At 69.4% G+C, this 18,487-nt stretch carries 21 protein-coding genes; 6 read left to right on the top strand and 15 right to left on the bottom strand.

Going from position 1 to position 18,487, the window contains the following annotated elements; all coding sequences use genetic code 11:
- Window positions 1-41 precede the first annotated feature (41 nt).
- The 3 genes from ASF49_RS22390 to ASF49_RS22380 all read right to left on the bottom strand — a co-directional run bounded on the left by ASF49_RS22390 (window position 42) and on the right by ASF49_RS22380 (window position 7,344).
- Window positions 42-1,565, bottom strand: coding sequence for a sensor domain-containing diguanylate cyclase (locus ASF49_RS22390; RefSeq protein WP_056478053.1), 1,524 nt, complete (start codon window positions 1,563-1,565; stop codon window positions 42-44).
- A 1,234-nt stretch (window positions 1,566-2,799) separates the two neighbouring features.
- Window positions 2,800-5,994, bottom strand: coding sequence for an efflux RND transporter permease subunit (locus tag ASF49_RS22385; RefSeq protein WP_056478051.1), 3,195 nt, complete (start codon window positions 5,992-5,994; stop codon window positions 2,800-2,802).
- Window positions 5,995-6,084: 90 nt separating this feature from the next.
- On the bottom strand, window positions 6,085-7,344 hold the full coding sequence (locus tag ASF49_RS22380) for an efflux RND transporter periplasmic adaptor subunit (RefSeq protein ID WP_056478049.1): 1,260 nt from the start codon (window positions 7,342-7,344) through the stop codon (window positions 6,085-6,087).
- Window positions 7,345-7,432: 88 nt separating this feature from the next.
- On the opposite strand from ASF49_RS22380, the gene ASF49_RS22375 reads away from it, so the two are divergent.
- Complete coding sequence (locus tag ASF49_RS22375) at window positions 7,433-8,044, top strand: TetR/AcrR family transcriptional regulator (protein WP_056478047.1); 612 nt, start codon at window positions 7,433-7,435, stop codon at window positions 8,042-8,044.
- Here the strand turns inward: ASF49_RS22375 and ASF49_RS22370 are convergent, their stop codons facing one another.
- Window positions 8,045-8,470, bottom strand: coding sequence for a RidA family protein (locus ASF49_RS22370; RefSeq protein WP_056478045.1), 426 nt, complete (start codon window positions 8,468-8,470; stop codon window positions 8,045-8,047). It abuts the gene before it with no gap.
- Window positions 8,471-8,610: 140 nt separating this feature from the next.
- On the opposite strand from ASF49_RS22370, the gene ASF49_RS22365 reads away from it, so the two are divergent.
- The 3 genes from ASF49_RS22365 to ASF49_RS22360 all read left to right on the top strand — a co-directional run bounded on the left by ASF49_RS22365 (window position 8,611) and on the right by ASF49_RS22360 (window position 11,454).
- Complete coding sequence (locus ASF49_RS22365) at window positions 8,611-9,207, top strand: TetR/AcrR family transcriptional regulator (RefSeq protein ID WP_056478043.1); 597 nt, start codon at window positions 8,611-8,613, stop codon at window positions 9,205-9,207.
- Window positions 9,208-9,457: 250 nt separating this feature from the next.
- A complete protein-coding gene (locus ASF49_RS23390; protein ID WP_082511477.1) occupies window positions 9,458-9,679 on the top strand; it encodes a hypothetical protein in 222 nt (73 codons plus the stop codon).
- 254 nt (window positions 9,680-9,933) lie between these two features.
- Window positions 9,934-11,454: a tyrosine-type recombinase/integrase gene (locus ASF49_RS22360; RefSeq protein WP_055958871.1), complete on the top strand. Its 1,521-nt coding sequence runs from the start codon at window positions 9,934-9,936 to the stop codon at window positions 11,452-11,454.
- A 106-nt stretch (window positions 11,455-11,560) separates the two neighbouring features.
- On the opposite strand, the gene ASF49_RS22355 is transcribed toward ASF49_RS22360, so the two are convergent.
- From ASF49_RS22355 to ASF49_RS22310, 10 genes are all read right to left on the bottom strand, one after another.
- Window positions 11,561-11,785, bottom strand: coding sequence for a hypothetical protein (locus ASF49_RS22355; RefSeq protein WP_055958874.1), 225 nt, complete (start codon window positions 11,783-11,785; stop codon window positions 11,561-11,563).
- Window positions 11,786-11,845: 60 nt separating this feature from the next.
- Entirely contained in the window at window positions 11,846-12,355 is a 510-nt protein-coding gene (locus tag ASF49_RS22350) for a hypothetical protein (RefSeq protein WP_055958875.1), read from the bottom strand.
- Window positions 12,356-12,357: 2 nt separating this feature from the next.
- Window positions 12,358-12,534 (bottom strand): hypothetical protein, encoded by a 177-nt coding sequence (locus ASF49_RS22345; RefSeq protein WP_156653150.1) that lies wholly within the window; start codon window positions 12,532-12,534, stop codon window positions 12,358-12,360.
- 2 nt (window positions 12,535-12,536) lie between these two features.
- Entirely contained in the window at window positions 12,537-12,797 is a 261-nt protein-coding gene (locus ASF49_RS22340) for a hypothetical protein (protein ID WP_055958882.1), read from the bottom strand.
- Window positions 12,794-13,915, bottom strand: a complete 1,122-nt coding sequence (locus ASF49_RS22335) for a hypothetical protein (RefSeq protein WP_055958885.1) — start codon at window positions 13,913-13,915, stop codon at window positions 12,794-12,796. The genes ASF49_RS22340 and ASF49_RS22335 overlap by 4 nt, the downstream gene beginning before the upstream one ends.
- Window positions 13,916-14,000: 85 nt before the next feature.
- A complete protein-coding gene (locus tag ASF49_RS22330) occupies window positions 14,001-14,525 on the bottom strand; it encodes a hypothetical protein (protein WP_055958888.1) in 525 nt (174 codons plus the stop codon).
- Window positions 14,526-14,529: 4 nt separating this feature from the next.
- Window positions 14,530-15,018, bottom strand: coding sequence for a hypothetical protein (locus ASF49_RS22325; protein WP_055958892.1), 489 nt, complete (start codon window positions 15,016-15,018; stop codon window positions 14,530-14,532).
- Window positions 15,018-15,554, bottom strand: a complete 537-nt coding sequence (locus tag ASF49_RS22320; protein WP_055958895.1) for a hypothetical protein — start codon at window positions 15,552-15,554, stop codon at window positions 15,018-15,020. Before ASF49_RS22320 ends, ASF49_RS22325 begins: the two co-directional genes overlap by 1 nt.
- A 10-nt stretch (window positions 15,555-15,564) precedes the next feature.
- Complete coding sequence (locus tag ASF49_RS22315; RefSeq protein ID WP_243214750.1) at window positions 15,565-15,798, bottom strand: hypothetical protein; 234 nt, start codon at window positions 15,796-15,798, stop codon at window positions 15,565-15,567.
- A 91-nt stretch (window positions 15,799-15,889) separates the two neighbouring features.
- Window positions 15,890-16,408 (bottom strand): GcrA family cell cycle regulator, encoded by a 519-nt coding sequence (locus ASF49_RS22310; protein WP_055958898.1) that lies wholly within the window; start codon window positions 16,406-16,408, stop codon window positions 15,890-15,892.
- A 138-nt stretch (window positions 16,409-16,546) separates the two neighbouring features.
- Here ASF49_RS22310 and ASF49_RS22305 point away from each other — a divergent pair, with 138 nt between their 5' ends.
- Entirely contained in the window at window positions 16,547-17,416 is an 870-nt protein-coding gene (locus ASF49_RS22305) for a hypothetical protein (RefSeq protein WP_055958901.1), read from the top strand.
- 38 nt (window positions 17,417-17,454) lie between these two features.
- On the top strand, window positions 17,455-18,054 hold the full coding sequence (locus ASF49_RS22300) for a hypothetical protein (protein WP_055958904.1): 600 nt from the start codon (window positions 17,455-17,457) through the stop codon (window positions 18,052-18,054).
- A gap of 50 nt (window positions 18,055-18,104) precedes the next feature.
- Here ASF49_RS22300 and ASF49_RS22295 read toward each other — a convergent pair whose 3' ends face one another.
- A complete protein-coding gene (locus tag ASF49_RS22295) occupies window positions 18,105-18,446 on the bottom strand; it encodes a hypothetical protein (RefSeq protein WP_055958907.1) in 342 nt (113 codons plus the stop codon).
- Between the last annotated feature and the right edge of the window lie 41 nt (window positions 18,447-18,487).

The following is an 18,487-nucleotide window of genomic DNA, read 5'->3' as shown; positions in this document are numbered from 1 at the left end:
TTGGCGTGCGGCCGATCCGACGGGACACCCAGGGGGGGCGTTCAGCCACCGACGATACGCAATCCTGGCTTCTCGACAGGTCGGCCGGCGGCGGATGCGGCCGAACGGGTCTGGTTGCGCCCGCCGGCCTTGGCCTCGTACAGGGCACCGTCGGCGCGGTGATAGAGGCTCGCGGCATCGGAGATGGCCGAGGCCAAGCCGATGCTCACGGTGACGGACCCCGGCCCGATGCCGGCCGATCCCACCGCCAACGTCGCCATCTGGGCATGCACCGCCTTCGCTACCCGATGGGCACCGCCCTCGTCGGTGCCGGGCAGCAGGAGCACGAACTCCTCGCCACCGACCCGGCAGGCAAGATCGGACGGTCGATGCACGCTCGCGGCAAGGCAGCGGGCCAAGCCCTTCAGGATCTCGTCGCCGACGGCGTGGCCGTAGCGGTCGTTGAAGCGCTTGAAGTGGTCCGCATCGACAACGAGCAGGGAGAGCGGCTGTCCCGTTCGACCGGCATCCGCACAGGCTCGGGCATACGCCTCCTCGAAGCGGCGCCGATTGGCCAGCCCGGTCAGGGTGTCGGTCTGTGAGAGCCGGGCGAGTTCCACTTGCATGGCGGCACGCCGGCGAAGCTCCCGTCCGAAGAGAAGGGACAGGACGACCGTCAGGCCACACAGGACCAGCACGACCGAGCCGATCACCACCGCCTTCGCCCGCCATCCGGCCTCGACCTCGTCCACCGAGAGCGCCACATTCAGGATCATGGGCAGGTCGCCGACACGGGTGAAGGTGTAGAGCCGTCTGACACCGTCGCGGACGGAGGTTTCGACGAACGAGCCGACCCCCTCGCGCGCGAAGCGCTCGAAAGTTCGGGAGCCCGCGATGTTCACCCCGACGTCGGTCTCCAGGTAGGGGTGGCGCGTGATGCGCGTACCGTCCCGGAGGTAGAGATTGATCGCACCCTCGTTGCCGAGACCGATCTGGTCGAAGAGGCGACCGAAGTAGGTCAGCTTGAGGCTTCCCAGCACCAGCCCGCCAAAGGAGCCATCGGGCTTGTCGATGCGCCGACTGAAATTGACCATGCGCTCTCCGGTCAGACGCGAGACGATGGGTCGTCCGACGTAGAGACCGAGATGCCGATTGGCCTTGTGCGCCTGGAAGTAATCGCGGTCGGCGTAGTTGCCCGCGCGCGGCGGCGTGACCGCGGCATCCTCGACGAGGTCCCCGTTCTCGTCGAGGACGAACATCACGCCGAGGTCCTTGGCGGTCGCGGCGCGGTCGAACAGGACGAGTTGGCGCATGGCCGGGTCGAGCTTTGCCAAGCCCGGCGCACGCAGGTTGTCCTGCACGGCCAGGAGTGTCAGGTCGATGACCTCGACGTTGCGCGCGATGTCACGCTCGATGACCTGCAGGAGGTTGCGAGAGGTCTGCTCGGCCTTCTCCCAGGCATCCCGCCGCAGGTCGAGCAGCATCAGGCCCGAGACCACGAGCATGCCGATGGGAGCGAGCACGCCGAGCGTGATCCACGTGCGGGCGGAGCGAAGCCGTCGCGCGAGACGGGGCGGCAGGGACATAGGCGGCCTTTCGCAACCACAGCTCTCGTTGCTCAGCCTCTGTGATGCCCCGCGCTAACAGAAGGTTGGGAGCGACGACAAAAGGTCTTCCCTCCTGAGCCTTGCCTAACAAATCCTGCCTGGACTGCCGAAGTCTGGATGTAGACCGGAACCCCGACTCAATCTCAGGTCGCGACTCATCAAACTGCCCGGAGCGAACCTTGCGAGGGTCTGTAATGGGACCACACCGGAAGGTCGCCCGCTGCTAGGAATGTCCACCTCCGGGCGATGCGTCGATGTCCGCTCCTGACGCACAGCAGAGATGTCGCATGGCCTGGTCGGGTGGCGATGCACCATGAGCGACGCCCTCGTTCGACCGCCGCAGGCGTCGTCTCGTCTCGGGAGGGGCTGCCACATGACCGCGCCGTGTTCCCCCGTGCGGACGGCACCGCTCGGCCAGTGCCGGTCCCGTCGGACCGGGGAAGCGCCGGCGACCGGTTGATCTGCCCGACAAGGGCGGCGACCGCTCCGGACGCGTCGCTGGTCCGGGAAAGCGCCGCAATCCCCGAGGTGACCGGCTCACCGGTCGGGGGCTTGAAAACCACCTGCGGTATGCGGATCGCATCGACGACGCACGGCACCACGGCGATGCCTCGGCCCCGCGAGACCTGGGTCAGCACGGCCGCCAGACTTCCCGGCGAGGCGAGGATGTGTGGCGAGAACATCCCGCGACGCGTCACCTCGTGCGTGCCGGATGTCTGTCCTGGCACGATGTCTGTCCTGGCGCGACGAAGACCTCGGCCTTCGATCCCGTTGGCCGGACCGGCCCCCACGCGAGGCCTTCGGATGATCGGCCGGAAACGCCAGACAGAGATCCCAGAAGTCGTGGACCACAAACCGGGTCAATCCAGACCGACGCTGTACGAATTTCGGACCTGGGCACCCGGAGGGGGGCAGACCAGTCAGTTTGCCCGCAAGCGGACCTTCCGAGCATTTGGGTCGGGCCGGAAGGCGAAGGCGCAGAATGTAAGGAAAACGACTGCTTTGCCAACACGCAAGGCCGCATCCGGCAAAGTCCGAGACGGGTGTTGCGCTTAGATGAGCCTCGTACGCATGAGTCGGTCTTCGGCCTTCAACCCGACTTCATCGTAAAATCCGAATGCAGTTGAGCCCCAAAGCGGTCGTCTAGCAGCTCATGCTGGTCGCTTCGGGACCCTGGGAGCGCCGCGAATCAGGGTATCTGACCGCGGAACCGCTATGCCGCTGTCGCGATCCGCTGTTGATGACCATCCGGTGTGCCGCCGCCATGCTGTTTGAGCGGCCGATTGCCCGTGAGGCGGCGCAGCAGGACGTAGAAGACGGGCGTCAGAAAGAGCCCGAAGGCGGTCACGCCGATCATGCCGGAGAACACCGCGACGCCCATGGCGCTGCGCATCTCCGAGCCCGCCCCCGTGGCCGTCACCAAGGGCAGCACGCCCATGATAAAGGCCAGCGACGTCATCAGGATTGGACGCAGCCGCAGGCGGCTCGCCTCGATCGCGGCCTGCAGCGGCGTCCGGCCGGCGAATTCCAGCTCCCGGGCGAATTCCACGATCAGGATGGCGTTCTTGGCCGAGAGACCAACGAGAACGATCAGGCCGATTTGTGTGAAGACGTTGTTGTCGCCCGCCGAGAGCCAGACGCCGAACATCGCCGCCAGCAGGCCCATCGGCACGATCAACAGGATGGCCAGCGGCAGGGCCAGGCTTTCGTACTGGGCGGCGAGCACGAGAAAGACGAGGAGCAGGGCCAGCGGGAAGACCCACATCCCGGAATGGCCCGCGATGAACTCCTGGTAGGTCAGGTCGGTCCATTCGAAGGCAAAGCCGCGCGGCAGGGTCTCGGCCGCGATGCGGGCGGCGGCCGCCTGGGCCTGACCCGAAGAGTAGCCGGGAGCCGCGCCCGCGTTGACGTCCGCGGACAGGAAGCCGTTGTAGCGCATGGCGCGCTCAGGGCCAGCCGTCTGCCGGACGTGCAGGAGAGCCGCGAGCGGCACCATCTCGCCGGAGCCCGCCCTCACCTTCAACGCTCCGATATCGTCCGAGCGGGCGCGGAACGGCGCGTCGGCCTGGACCCGAACTGAGTATGTGCGGCCGAACCGGTTGAAGTCGTTGACGTAGAGCGAGCCGAGATAGATCTGCAGCGTATCGAACACATCCGTCACGGGGATGCGAAGCTGGCGGGCTTTCGTCCGGTCGATGTCGGCGAAGAGCTGCGGCACGTTCATCTGGAAGCTGGAGAACAGGCCGGCGAGTTCCGGCGCCTGGGCCGCCTTGGCCAGGAACGCCTTTGTCGCGTCGTTGAGCGCCTCGTAGCCGAGGCCGGCCCGGTCCTCGATCTGCAGCTTGAAGCCGCCGATGGTGCCGAGGCCGTTGACCGGCGGCGGCGGGAACATCGCGATGAACGCCTCGGGGATCGCCGCGAACTTCTTGTTGAGCGACTGCGCGATGGCGCCGCCGTTCAGGGACGGCGAGCGGCGCTCCTCGAAGGGCTTCAGAGTGGAGAACACGATTCCCGAGTTCGAGCTGTTGGTGAAGCCGTTGATGGACAGGCCCGGGAAGGCGACGGCGCTCTCGACGCCGGGCTCCTTGAGGGCGATCTCGCTCATGCGGCGGATCACCTCCTCGGTCCGGTCGAGGGTCGCCCCGTCCGGCAGCTGGGCGAAGCCGACGAGGTACTGCTTGTCCTGCCCTGGCACGAAGCCCCCAGGGATCTGGCGGAACAGCACCACGGTCAGGCCGACGAGCACGAGATAGAGCACCATCATCGTCGCCCTGCGCGAGACCACGAAGCCGACGCCGCGTCCGTAGCCGTCCGAGGCCCGCCCGAAGGCGCGGTTGAAGCGCTGGAAGAACCAGCCGAGCAGCCCGTCGAGGATGCGGGTCAGGCGGTCCTTCGGGGCGTGGTGGTCCTTCAGGAGCAGCGCTGAGAGAGCCGGCGACAGGGTGAGCGAGTTGATTGCCGAGATCACGGTCGAGATCGCGATGGTGAGCGCGAACTGCTTGTAGAACTGTCCCGTCAGACCGCTGATGAAGGCGAGCGGCACGAACACCGCCACGAGCACCAGGGCGATGGCGATGATCGGACCGGAGACCTCGCGCATGGCCTGGTAGCTGGCCTCGCGGGGCGACAGGCCGCTCTCGATGTTGCGTTCGACGTTCTCGACCACGACGATGGCGTCGTCGACGACGATGCCGATGGCGAGCACCAGGCCGAACAGGCTCAGCGCGTTGATGGAGAAGCCGAAGGCGTGCATCACCGCGAAGGTGCCGACGATCGAGACCGGCACCGCCAGGAGCGGAATGATCGAGGCCCGCCAGGTCTGCAGGAACAGGATCACCACGACGACGACGAGCGCGATCGCCTCCAGCAGCGTGTGGATCACGGCCTCGATGGAGGCGCGCACGAACTGCGTCGGATCGTAGACGATCTCGTAATCGACGCCCTCGGGCATGTTCCGCTTGATCTCCGCCATGGTCTGGCGGACCGCGTCGGAGATCTGGATCGCGTTCGAGCCGGGCGACTGCGAGATCGGCAGGGCAACCGCGGACTTGTTGTCGAGCAGCGAGCGCAGGGCGTAGTCGGACGCCCCGAGCTCGATCCGGGCCACGTCGCGCAGGCGGGTGATCTCGCCGCCCTCGCCGGTCTTGACGACGATGTCGCCGAACTGCTCCTCGCTGGTCAGGCGACCCTCGGCATTGAGCGAGAGCTGGAGGTCGAGCCCCGGGATCGCCGGGGAGGCGCCGATGACGCCGGCCGCCGCTTCCACGTTCTGGGCCTGGATCTCGCGCACGACATCGCCGGCCGACAGACCGTGCTCGGCGACCTTCTGCGGGTCGAGCCAGATGCGCATCGAGTAGTCGCCGGAGCCGAAGAGCTGCACCTGGCCGACGCCGTCGAGGCGGGCGAGCCGGTCCTTGATGTTCAGGACCGCGTAGTTGCGAAGATAGGTCATGTCGTAGCGCCCGTTCGGCGAGACGAGGTGCACGACCATGGTCAGGTCCGGCGAGGACTTCACCGTGACGATGCCGAGCTGGCGCACGATCGCCGGCAGGCGCGGCTCGGCCTGCGAGACGCGGTTCTGAACCAGTTGCTGGGCCTTGTCGGGATCGGTGCCCAAACGGAACGTGACGGTGAGCGTCATGATCCCGTCGGTGGTGGCCTGGCTCGACATGTAGAGCATGCCCTCGACGCCGTTGATCTGCTCCTCGATCGGCGTCGCCACCGTCTCGACGATGACCTTCGGATTCGCGCCCGGGAAGGTCGCGCGCACGACCACCGAGGGCGGCACCACGTCCGGGTACTCGGAGATCGGCATCGCGAAGAGCGAGATCAGGCCCATGATGAAGATGAGCACCGAGAGCACACCGGCGAAGATCGGCCGGTCGATGAAGAACTTCGAGAGGTTCATGCCGCCCTCCTGGGCGCACGGGGAGAGGGGGCGGTCGCGAGGCGGCCGCCGTGCAGAGGATCGATCGGGGAAAGCGGCCTGCGCCGCCCGTCAGTTCTGGGCGAGTCGGCGCGGAGCCGTTGCCGAATCCTGCGGCCGGGCGCCCATGGCGACCGGCTCGGGCCGCAGGAGCATGCCGGGCCGGAGCCGCTGAAGGCCGTTGACGACGATGCGCTCGCCGCCGGACAGGCCGGCGGTCACGACGCGCAGTCCGTCGACCGCTCTCCCCAGGGTGACGGCGCGGAACTCGGCCCGATCGTCGGCTGCCACCACGAGCACGAACTTCTTGTCCTGGTCGGTGCCGACCGCCCGCTCGTCCACGAGCAGAAGCGGTTCCGGTGCGGCTTGGCCGAGGCGCATGCGGGCGAACTGCCCGGGGATGAGGTGTCCGTTGCCGTTGCCGAAGCTCGCACGGACCCGGATGGTGCCGCTGCGCGCATCGACCTTGTTGTCGATGAACTGGAGGTGCCCGCGGGCTCGGGCGCCGTCGGCGGTGAGCATCTCGACCGGAATGCGCTCGAGGCTGCCGCGCTTGCCCGAAGGCTCGGCGAGAGAGGCCAGCGCCTTGAGGACGACGGTCTCGTCCGCATCGAAGCTGGCATAGACGGGATCGACGGAAACCAGCGTCGTCAGAACGGCGGCGCCCGCGCCGGTGGCGACGAGGTTGCCCGGCGTGATCTCTCGGCGCCCGACGCGTCCGCCGACCGCAGCCCTCACCTCCGTGTAGCCCAGGTTGAGCCGGGCGGCGTCCAGCGTCGCCTTCGCCGCATCGAGGCTGGCCTTCGCTTCCTTGAAGGCGTTGGCCCGGACGTCGAGGTCGCGCGCCGTGACGATCTGTTGGCCCGACAGCCTCTGCCCGCGCTCCAGGTCGCTCGCGGTCAGGGCGACACGGGCCTCGGCGCCGGCGACCTGCGCCTCCAGTCGCTGAACCTCGGCGGCGTAGGGCGCGGGGTCGATGGTCACCAGCAGGTCGCCGGGCTTGACGAGCTCGCCCTCGGTGAAGTGCGTCGCCTGGATCGCGCCGCCGACCCGTGCCCGAACGTCGACCCTATCGACGGCTTCCAGGCGGCCGGAGAACTCGTCCCAGAGAACCACCGCCCGGGACGCGACGGTTGCGACGGGTACCGGCATCGCCTGCTCGCCGGGCGCCGGGGCGGCGACCGCCTCCGTACCGCGCGGCGTCAGGGATGGCAGGAGTTGCACGGAAGCGCCTGCCAGCAGGGCGAGGGCGACACCGGCCGCGAGGCTGCGCCGGAGGCCAGGACGGGTCGGGAAAGAACGAGGCGCAGGGTTCACGGCCGGCTCCGACATCTGTAGAGGATGTTACACATGTCGGCATGGACGCCGGACGTCAAGAGACTTATCTATCACTCGATATAAAAGTTGGAGCCAGCGGACAATGGTGATGGGGCGGCCCCGGTCCTTCGACATGGACAAAGCCCTCGACGAGGCGATGGAGGTGTTCTGGCGGCACGGCTACGACGGTGCGAGCCTCTCGATGCTGACGAAGGCGATGGGCATCAAGGCACCGAGCCTCTATGCGGCCTTCGGCAGCAAGGAAGGCCTGCTGAAAGCCGCGCTCGATCGCTATGCGCTGCGCCGGTCCGCGCACATGCACTACGTCCTCGCCGGCCCGACGGCGCGCGATGTGGCCGAGCGGTTCCTGAGCAGCATCGCCGAGAGCCACACCGACCCGGCCAATCCGCCCGGCTGCCTCCTGGTGCAGGGCGGGCTCGCCTGCGGGGCCGGTTCGGAGAACATCCCCTTCGAGCTGGCATCCCGGCGAGCTCAGACCGAAACGGAGCTTCTCGGTCGCTTCGTCCAGGCGAAGGCGGACGGCGATCTCCCGGCCGATGCTGACCCCGTGGCGCTGGCGCGCTTCCTGTCGACGGTGGCCTCCGGCATGGGCGTCATCGCGTCGTCCGGCGCGAACCGGGAGGCGCTGCGCGAAGTCGCGCGGGTTTCCCTCGATGCCTTCGCCGGAAGCGGGAAAACCCGCCCGGTTGGCTGATCATCGCGATCCGCGGCCTTCGCCGCGATCGGCTCGGGCGGGGATGCGGGCGATGGCCTTGATCTCGAAGTCGAAGCCGGCCAGCCAGGTCACGCCCACCGCCGTCCAGTTGGGATAGGGCGCCGGACCGATCGCGCGATCCCGCACCGCCATCACCGTCTCGAACTGCTTGTCCGGGTCGGTGTGGAAGGTGGTCACGTCCACCACGTCGTCGAAGCTGGCACCCGCGGCGTCCAGCACCGCATTCAGCCGGTCGAAGGCGAGCTGCACCTGCTTTGCGAAGTCCGGCTCGGGCGAACCGTCCTCGCGGTTGCCGACTTGGCCGGACACGAAGAGCAGGTCGCCGGAGCGGATCGCCGCGGAGTAGCGATGCTTCTCGTAGAGAGCTTGGCGGCCGGGCGGGAAGATCGCATCGTGCTGTGCCATGGTCTGCCTTTTCTCCGTGTCATCCGGAAACGAGGCCGGACGGCGGAGCGCTTTTCATATACGCTCCGTATGCGGAAAGGTGGCCACATACGCTCCGTATGTCAACCGCCGGGCGGACTGGATGGGGTGTGGGGAGATCGATGGCGGCTCATCGACGGGCGCAGATGATGGAGGAGACCCGCGTCAAGCTCATCCGGGCCGCGCGCAAGGCCTTCGCGCAGGTGGGGTACGCGGAGGCCTCCATGGATGAGCTGACGGAAGCCGCCGGACTGACGCGCGGGGCGCTCTATCACAACTTCGGCGGCAAGAAGGGGCTGCTCGCGGCGGTGATCGAACAGCTCGACGCGGAGATGGCGGCCAAGGCGTCCGCCGCAGGGGGGACGGCCGAGACCCCCTGGCTCGGCTTCCTGGCGGAGGGTGTCGCCTATATCGGGTTGGCGCTCGAGCCGGAGATCCAGCGGATCATGCTGCGGGACGGCCCGGCTGTCCTCGGCGACCCGTCCCGATGGCCGGGCCAGAGCGCCTGCCTGCGTACCACGACGGCGACGATACAGGCCCTGATCGATGCCGGAACGGTGCGCTCCGTGGACGCGGAGGCGGCCGCCCGCCTGATCAACGGAGCCGCTCTCAACGCGGCCTTGTGGGTCGCGGCCTCCGAGGCGCCCCATATCGTCCTGCCCAAAGCAGTTGAGGCATTTCGCTGCCTCGCCGCCGGCCTGCTCGATGCCGAAGCCTGAGAGCCAGGGACGGAACCGTTTCGCCTGTTTGCGGCCGCTGCCTGCGCAGGCGAGTGTCGTGAGGGCGCGATCGAGGTCGGCACGTCGCTCGTATGGGATCGCCGAGCGGCGGACGTCGGCCCTCCCCGCCAGGGTGACCTCACCGGCTGGCTTTGGACCGATCTGATTGAGAGGATCAACTTGAGAGGATCAACCTGGACCAGAGGAGTTGGCGAGGACGTGAGGACAGAGGCCGAGCGCGGACCCGGTCGTGCGGCTGTTGCGCCAGATCGAGGTGCAGATGGCACGAGGCAAGAGCATCGCGGTCGCGTGCAAGGCGGCGGACGTCTCCGAGCAAGCTGCGGCCGCTCGCGTCGAGGAGTACGGCGGTCCGAAGGTCGATCCGGCCGGGAAGATAAGAGATCTGGCGCGCGAGGACGCGGGGCTCCGTCGAACTCGTCGCGCAGCCGGGAGAAAAGAAAAAGCCCGCTAAGTCACTGACCTAGCAGGCTGAATTCTTGGTAGCGAGGGAGGGATTTGAACCCCCGACACAAGGATTATGATTCCTCGTAACGGAGCATTTTCGGGTCCATTCGGGCGGATCGGCACGGGCATGAAACCGGTGGAGCCCAGGCTTTTAGCATGTCCGATCAAGGCTTTGGCAACGGGTTGGCGATAGGGATGGCGGAGAACCCGGGCGGCGATCCGCCCGAAAACCTCCGCCCGAGATCCGCCCGAGTACGCCGCATGCCCGTGAAGCTCACCGAAGCCCTCGTCAAGCAAGGCGTCGCCGACGCCGTCCCCAAGGGGAAGGCGTACGACCTCATCGACGCCGGCTGCCCCGGGCTCCTCATGCGCGTCGGGCCGAGGGGCGTCCGCTTCGCCTTCAAGTTCGAGACCGGCCACAAGACCCACAGGTTGACGCTCGGCTCGACGGATCTGCTGCGGCTCGTGGAGGCGCGCGCGATCGCCACGGAGGCGCGGCGCCGTCTTGTCGACGGGCTCGGGCTCCCGGACGAGAAGTGGCTCGGGGACAAGCTGCGGCAGATGCGCAAGCTCCCTCCCAAGCCGGAGAAGGGCCCAAGGGACCCGGCCCTGGTCGAGGCGTTCCTGGATTCCTGGGGCCCGCACAAGTGGACGTGGGAGGAGGCCCGCACGGCATTCCTCACCGAAGTCGCGCGCACCCGGCGGGCGGCCACGCACACGGACTATCGCAAGCTGCTCCACTCGCCCGAGCTCGCGGTGTTCGCCGACCGGAAGGTGAAGCGCATCACGATCGAGGACCTCGCCACGATCGTGCATGCGATCCATGCCTCGGGCCGGGAGCGCCACGCCGAGCACCTCGCATCCGTCCTGCGGCCGATGTGGAGCTACCTCGCCCGGCACGAACACCGCAAGGTCAGCGGCGTCGAGGCCGGGATCCCGGGCCTGCGCGCGCCCGAGCGGACGCCGGGCGACAAGCCCCGCGCGAACGGCAAGGTGCCGGGCGGATACACGGCCAAGCCCGCCGAGATCGGGCGCGTCCTCGCGATCGCCCGGGCCGGCGTCCTGGAGCCGACCGTCGCCACGTCCTTGCAGCTCCTCGTCCTGACGGGCCAGCGTCGCCGTCCCATCGTCGAGTCCCTCGTCGAGGACTTCGTCCCGTGGGCCGAGGTGCCGGGCTGGGGCGTCTGGTCGATGGGGCCGGCGCACAGGAAGACCGCGGCCAAGAGGGGCGACAAGCACAGGCATGCCCTGCCCTTGCCGCCTGCCCTGTGGGACCTCGTCCAGCAGCAGATGGCGCGGGCGCGGGATGCCGGCAGCGAGTACCTGTTCCCCCAGATCCGGGCCGCGCGGAAGGATGCCGCCTCCGACGGGCACCTATCCGACGCCGCGATCAATCACAGGCTGCTCGACATGGGGGTCGTTGCCTCCCCGCACGACCTTCGCCGCGGCATGACGACGGTCTGCCAGTCCGTGTTCCGGATCCCGAGGGACACGGTCAAAATGGTCGTCGACCACAACGAGGGCATCCGCAGCGACGACGTGTTGGAGCGCCACTACACCGAGGACGATCGCCTGGACCTCAAGCAAACCCTGATGGCTCGCTGGCACGCGTGGTCGGACGAGCAGGCCGCGATCGCGGCGGCCGCCCTTCCCTCGGCCGTCGAGCTCGGGGCCGAGCTGGCGCGCCGGCGCAGGGAGCGCGAACTCGCCGGCAAGGGGAAGCGCGCGAAGGCGACGGCCGACGTCGAGGAGGACGCCAAACCGGTCGACCTCGCCGCGTAAGGATCTTCCCGATCGGGCATCCCGATTTGAAACACCGAAATAGTCACGCCATTTTAATGGGTTACGAGATGACCCAAATCGGGATACCCGATCGGGAAGATCGCCCTCAGCCGTCCGGCTCGTCGACGCGGGCCCAGCACCTCGCCGCCTCGTCCCAGTGGAAGGGGCGAGCGTCGCCGCCGGTGGTTTTCCAGTGGTACCCATGGGCGCCCGGTTCGCCGGAGATCTCCAGGCGTCCGATCCCGCCGTCCCAGAGGACGATCTCGACAAGCCTCCGCTTAGACCTGTTCACGCGGCCGACGCTGAGGACCTCCGTGACGTAGGTCGGCACACCTTTGGGCAGGATGGCCTGGATCGCGGCCTCGACATACGCGACGTCTGCGGGGGACGGCTACGCCTTAGCCGGCGGCGGGGTCACCGCCTCGTCGAATCGGACCCACGCGCCGTCAGCGTAGTGGAACGCGCGCTGGTCGCCCTCGGCCTCCCACTCGCGCACGGTGGGCTCGGGCCCGCAGACGACGTTGAGGATGATGGTGCCACCGTCGAACAGGCGCACGCGCGAGACGAGGTCCTCGCCATCCCGGCGGGCCGAAAGGATCTCATCGGCGAACGTCGGCACGTCGGCCGGGATGCTCGCGGCGATCGCGGCCTCGACGATCGCGATGTCCCGGGGGCGCCGGCGCCCGACACCGGCGTCGTCGATGAGGGCCGTCAGGAGAGCGCTCGGCAGCGGGGGCGAGGCGGGCGGCGCTTCCGGATCTCCGTCCATATCGAAGAGGGGCAGCTGGATGGGGCCCGGCAGGACGGGTTTCGGGGGGGCCGGGCGCGGCCAGGGCCCCAGGGGGACGTGGAATTCCTGCGCGCGCCAGGCGTCGAGGAAGGCGGCGTGGGCGGGTTCCATTGTCACTCTCCTCCCCTGCAGGCGCAGTTGATGCAGACGGTCGGCATCTCCGGATGGCGCGTCAGCACGATGGCTTCGTGGTCGTCGCAGACCTCGACGCACCATGCGCAGACGAAGCCGTACTCCTGCTCGTAGTCGTCCCTCTCGCGGGGCTCGAACCAGTCCCAATCGCGCGCCATGGTCATTCCCCCTTCAGACGGTTGGCCAGAGCCCTGGCGGTTTCGCTCTGCTCGTCCAGGATCTGGATGAGGGCGTCCCCGACCCACACGGGGATCTCGCGTTCGCCGGTCGCCCACCGGGCGGGCAGTCGGGGATCGAGCGAAGGGCGGGCCCCTTCCGGATGGAGGGGACCGAGCAGGGCGGCGAGCGGCCGGCGCCACTCGGGCCCGAGGAGGAATGTCCCCACCTCGGCGAGGGTCTCGGGCGTGATGCGGCGGGTCACGCGGGTTCTCCGATGAAGGCGCGGAAGTCGGCCATGGCGGCGGCGCGTCCGGCCTCACGGCCGGCCGAGAAGGCGTCGGCGTAGATCCGGAGCGCGGTCTCGATACCCCGCCGCTCAGTCCCGAGGGGGACGTGGAAGAGCATCTCGTCGCCCTGCAGGACCGCGATCCCTTCGAGGCACGGCCTCAGGCCGTAGCCCATCTGGAGATGGCCGATGGCATCGATCTCCAGCAGGACGTCGTAGTGGCGCAACGCCTGCAGGTGCATGAAGCGCGCCCGCCACTGCGAGGCGAGCGATGCCTTCGACGGCGACGCCGTGTACGCAACATTGGCCGAGTTGAGGTGCGCCGATGCGGCGTGGACCGTGACGAGCGCCTGAGCGAGATCTCCGGGCGCGTCCTCGCGCAGAAGCCCGTCGAGGAGGCGCGATACACTGTCACCCTGAGCGACGGTGGCGGCGTCGAAGCTCGACTGAGTGGGAGCGGCCCGGGTTGGACTGCGCCTGTCGCGGGCTTGCTGCTGCTGGCATGGCTGGGTGGTCATAGCCGGCGCGGCGGCGAGGCACTCGGCCACCGCATCAATCGTGCGGCGCGCCGTCACCGGGCTGCGGTTGGGGGTGATGAACGGACGGGCTCCGGGGCTGCTCCAGCTGTAGTGATCGTTGGCCAGCACGTACCGGGTGCGGACGACATCGCCATCGGTCGTGACGCGGTACTCGTCGCGACCATGGTCCGGGAACTCCGGGCAGGGGCCGACGCTGACGGCGACGATGCCGTGCGTGGTGACGGTCCGCACGAGCCTCATGGCGACGCGGGGGGCGGCGCAGGCCTGCTGGATCTGGGTCGGCTGGGAAACCACGGCAGCGGTCTGCTCAGCGGGCTCATCCGCCTCATCGCAGGAGCAGGCATCCATGACGTAGCTGGCGAGGCGCCGGCGCACCGTGGCGAAGTCGGCCTGGTAGATGGCGAACCCGCCCTCGGAGACCTCCCACCGCGCGCCGATGCGGGCGATGCCCATGGCGTTGCTGCCGAGCACAGCATCGACCGCGCGCATGAGGAGGGTGACGTTCGGGGCGCGCTTGATGCGCGAGACGGCGGAGAGGATTTCGGATTTCGTCATGGCGTGGTTTCCCATCGTGCGAGGAGAGGTCAGTGCCTGCTCCAGGTCCCCATTATGGGGACTTGGTTAACCATCTGTCAAGACATCACAGCAGCCTCAGGGCATCGGCGTCCTCGGCGGGTATCGGCCGCGCTCGCCGGCGTGGAGACCAGTGCGTGCCGACCAGGAGGTTGGCGAGATACCCAAATGCGCGGGCCTCGTTCGCGCCACGGACAGCGATGACGCGATCGGCCGTCACGATGACGGAGCGGTCCCCGTGCTCCAAAGGAATGTGCTCCGGCACGGCCGACACCAGGCGGCCGTACATCGTGTGCGACCGCAACATGAGGACGATTGCGCAGGGTTCGGGCCCGCCATCTTGCCGGAGTACGATCTCGAACGGCGGGTTCACGCTGGGCCGCCGGACGAGCCACCCCTCTCGGAACGCCCCGACCACCTCGGCGCGCCCGTCCCGAGTGAGGGGCGCGGTCTGCCAGAGTAAGCTCTCCTGCAGGGTCAGTACGTCCGTGAACCGGCGGCTCTCGACGGTGAGGCCGGGGTCCGCCGTGAGCTGAGTTTCCGGGTGTATCGGGAGAAGGAGGGGCCTCATCGGGCGTTCGCGGTAGGGCATCGGATCACTCCTGCGACGGGGTGGCTGCGAGGTCAGGGGGCATGGGTTCGGCAGGCCTCGTGACGTTAGGCACGCGCCACACCGGGGCCGCGCTCGGGACGGCCGCGTGGTACGCCGCCAGCTGCGCGGCGGCCCGGGCCTTGCGGCTGCCCGGGCCGGTAGGCCGCGGCGCCCGGTCCATAGGAGCGAACACCGGCAGGGGCGCCGGCGGAGGTGCGGGCGTCATCCGCCGCAGGATCTCCAGCGCGGCCGCGCCCGCCGACTGGACGCCGCCGTGCGCACGGCAGAACTCGCGGATGGTCTCGGCGGGCATCCCCCGGTGGAGGACCGTCGCCTCGCCGGCGCGGCCGTAGCCGATGCCGTAGGCAGCGAGGCCCTGCGGTAGGGCGGGGTCACCGACGCGCGTTGCGACGATGGGCGCGCCGTCGCCCTCGTAGACGGCGAAGGCGGTGCCGTCCCGCAGCGTCACGATCTCGGAATCGAGGTAGGGCATCAAAATCCGCCCCTCTGGAGCAGCCTGAGCCGGAGCTTCTCGCGGCGCTTCTCCAGGGCATAACGCCTGGACTGCTCGGCCGGTGGGAGGCCACGCACCCGGATAGCCCGGAGAGGCTGGTCTTCGATGACGAAGATCGGATCGCGCGAGAGGAGCCGCCACTGCGGCTCGCCGTCATCGCCGACGACCTGCTCTACCTGCCTGACCTTCATGGCGTGGTGAACCAGGCAGCCGGCGTGCCGCCACCCCTGCGCAGTCTGGTGCGGGGCCTCATGGCCCACCGGCACGAACCTATGCCCGGCCCACACGCGCAGGACGATCCATTCCCGCCCGAGGGTGTCTCCACCGAAGCAGGCTGCGACCTTCGTGCAGACGTGCCCGAGCCACGTTTGATGAGAGGTGCCGTCGCTATCGCTCGTGCCCTGCTCCAGGCCGAGATCGAATGCCTCTGGGTGCAGGATCGGGCGATCGGGACTCAGGACGTCGGGAATGTCAGGCGGCCCAGAGAGGGCGAAGAATGCACGGACGTCGACCATGGGCTGTCTCCTAGAAGGGGATTTCGTCGGGGCCGTACGTCACGGCGGCGCAGTGCGGGTCCTCGCCCCGGGGCATCGCGGCCCGGCAGGCATCGGGCATCGCCTCGCAGTGGCGGGCGTAGAAGAAGTCGCGGTGGTCCTCGTCGAGGCCGACGTGAACGAGGTACCGCTCGCCCGGCTGCACGCCGCGGCCGATGGGGCAGCGCTCGCAGGGGCCCGGCCTGCGGGCGGTGTGCCGCCTCATGACGCCCCGGTCCGCGAACGTCGGCGCGGGATCCGGCCCCCGTCCTCGCCGAGGGCGTGCTGATAGTCCTGCGCGAGGCTCGACCAGCTCGTCATGCCGCCCTCCTCATCGGGATGTACGGCACGCCGCGCGACCGGGCGGCGACGGTGCCGATGCAGCGGTGCCCCGGGCAGTAGGGCGAGCCGAGATCGGTGGGGTGCCCGCAAGCCGGCGCGTCCCGGCGCGGGTCCCCGGCGATCCAGCGGCACATGCCGTCCCTGACATCGAGGATCGCGACCCGCCGGCTCTCCGGCAGGGCGACGTCGGAGGCCTTCGGGCGGGGGGTGAAACGCGGGGCCGGCGGGGGCGGCGGCGCGGCCTTAACCACGACGGCCTTCGGGGCCTTCCGCGGGCCCTCGTGGGGATTACGTGCAAGGCGGGTCCTGCCGGTGCCGGGGCCCAGGAAGCTGCAGCCCTCGCGGCGCATCCTGCCGATGAACGAGGAAGCGGAACGGTGGACGCCGTCGGCGGCGAGGGCGGCCGAGATGACGCCGGCCGACGCGCCGGCGAGCCAAGCGGCTTTGACGCGCTCGACGAGGTCGGGCGACCAGTTGTGGGGATGGAGGGGCATGGGGGGCGGGGCACCGGGGAGGCTCCTTGTGAACGCAGATCAATATGCATTAGCTGCACCTTTATGTCAATATCGCCATTGAAAATGACTATGCTGCGTATTAGTCTGCGTTAGCTATTTTATCCTGTGGACACGCCCATGCCCTGGTTGACTGCTCCCCCGTTGGATTTCGAAGACCTGCCCTGGCGCCTGGTCGGCGAGCGCCAGCGCTACGGGAACGCCCGCCTACTCCACGTCCTCGACGCCATCCCGCAGACGTTCCAGGACGCCTATCGCGGGGCGCGCGCCGAGATGATCGGCGCCGGCTACAGCTGGACGGACAAGGCGAACGCCCGCTCGCCGGACGGCACGCTCCTGCCGTGCTGGTGGACGAGCGAGGCCGAGGTCGACGTGCCCGCGCTCAGGGCCGCCGTCGACGCGGCGTTGGCCAAGGCGGGCGCCCGGCGCGGGGCGGCCGACCGGCGGGCCGAACAGCGGGCCGAGGCCGACGAGGTTCTGACGGCACCGATTCGCCAGCGTTTGCAGGACCTCGTGGCGAAGCGGCTGTGGTCTCTGGGGAAGGAGCTGGCATCCGCGCGTGAGCTGATGACGGCGACGTCCTGGACAGCGTACGGCGGGCGGATTGCCGAGCGGTGGCTGGAGGCCGCTGAGGCCAACAGGGTGCGTGCAGAGGCGCGCCTCGCCCGCCCGGCCATGCCGCACTGGCTCGCCCGCGCCCAGGACCCGGCCGTCCGGGCCGCCGTCCACGAGGGCCTGAAGTACCTGGCCGAGCTCGACGAGGACTGGGCGTCCGAGGAGAACGGGCGCGGCTATTCGCAGGCGACCTCCTGGACCGGGCACGCCTTGGCCGAGCGCGACGGCCTCAGCGAGCTGGAGGCCGCGCACGGCCTCCAGCTGCTGCACGGGCATCGGCGGCAGCTGCCGCCCTACCTCGCCTACCGCGCCCTCGGCATCGCGTCGGCGACGAGCCGGGAGGCCCCGGCTGGTGGGTTGCTGCCCGCGGCGTGAAGCTCCCCCCGTCACCCTCAGATCGAAGGACCTGCCCCGTGCGCATCCTCTACGCCCTGCTCGCCGCCCTCGCCGCCGCCCTGTCGGCCCCCTTCCGGATGTTGGGTTTCGGGGGCCCGCCCAACCCGGCGGCGGTGATGGCCGCGGCGGCGCTCGCCGATCGGGATGGGGACGACGAGGCCCCGATCGACGACGGCCAGTACGTCCTCGGCCTGCTCATCCGCGAGCACGCCCGGCGCCGGGTCGTCGGCACGAAGCCCAGCGACGAGGCGATCCCCGCCCTGCCGCCGCTCATCGCCGCGTGGCTCGACAGGCTGACGCGCGAGCAACTTTTCGCGGCGTGGCGCGCGCCGGCGCGGATCCTGGAGCAGCATGTCCTTGGCGGTCCCGAAGGCCGCATGCGGTGCGAGCTCGGCCTCGTCACGCCCGCGGCGATCGTTGCGCTCCCGATCCAGACGGCGGCGGGCAAGGACGGCGCGGCCGGCAAGGGCGGATCGTCCTCGGGCGGCAACAGGAACAAGCCGGCGGCTGAGGCGGCGGCGCCCGCGCAGGAGATGGACCTCGTCGACAAGCTGGCCTTGGCAGGCCTCACGATGGAGGAGTGCTACGCGAGCGCCCCGGCTGGCCCCCGCCGCTGACGCCTCGGACCCTGCCGACGACCGAGCCCGCCGGATCGCCCCGGCGGGCTTTACTGTGCCCGGATGCGGCCGTCGCGGACGGCCTCGACGAGGCGAGCGAGGTTCGCCTCGGCCCGGTCGGCACGGGCGCGCTCGCCGTCGACGGCGCGCTCCAGGGTGGCGACCTCGGCGCGCGCGGCGGCGGTCTCGGCCTGCGCGGCAGCGAGTAGCCGGCGGACGCGGTGGAGCTCCCGGGCGACGGCCTCGACGGCGCCGAGGTCGGCGAGGTCGCGCTGGCGCTGGAACTCGCGCAGGCCGTCGAAGGCCCCCGCCACGGCGGAGTGCCCGAGGGCGAGGCCCTGCGCGACGCGGAAGGAGCTGTCGACGGTGAAGGAACGGGTCTCGTGGGACATCGGCTTCTCTCCGGGCGGGGCGATCTCACGACTCAATTCGC

The organism is Methylobacterium sp. Leaf104, assembly GCF_001422885.1.
Lineage (GTDB): Bacteria > Pseudomonadota > Alphaproteobacteria > Rhizobiales > Beijerinckiaceae > Methylobacterium.
This window is presented reverse-complemented; position numbering and strand designations above follow the sequence as displayed.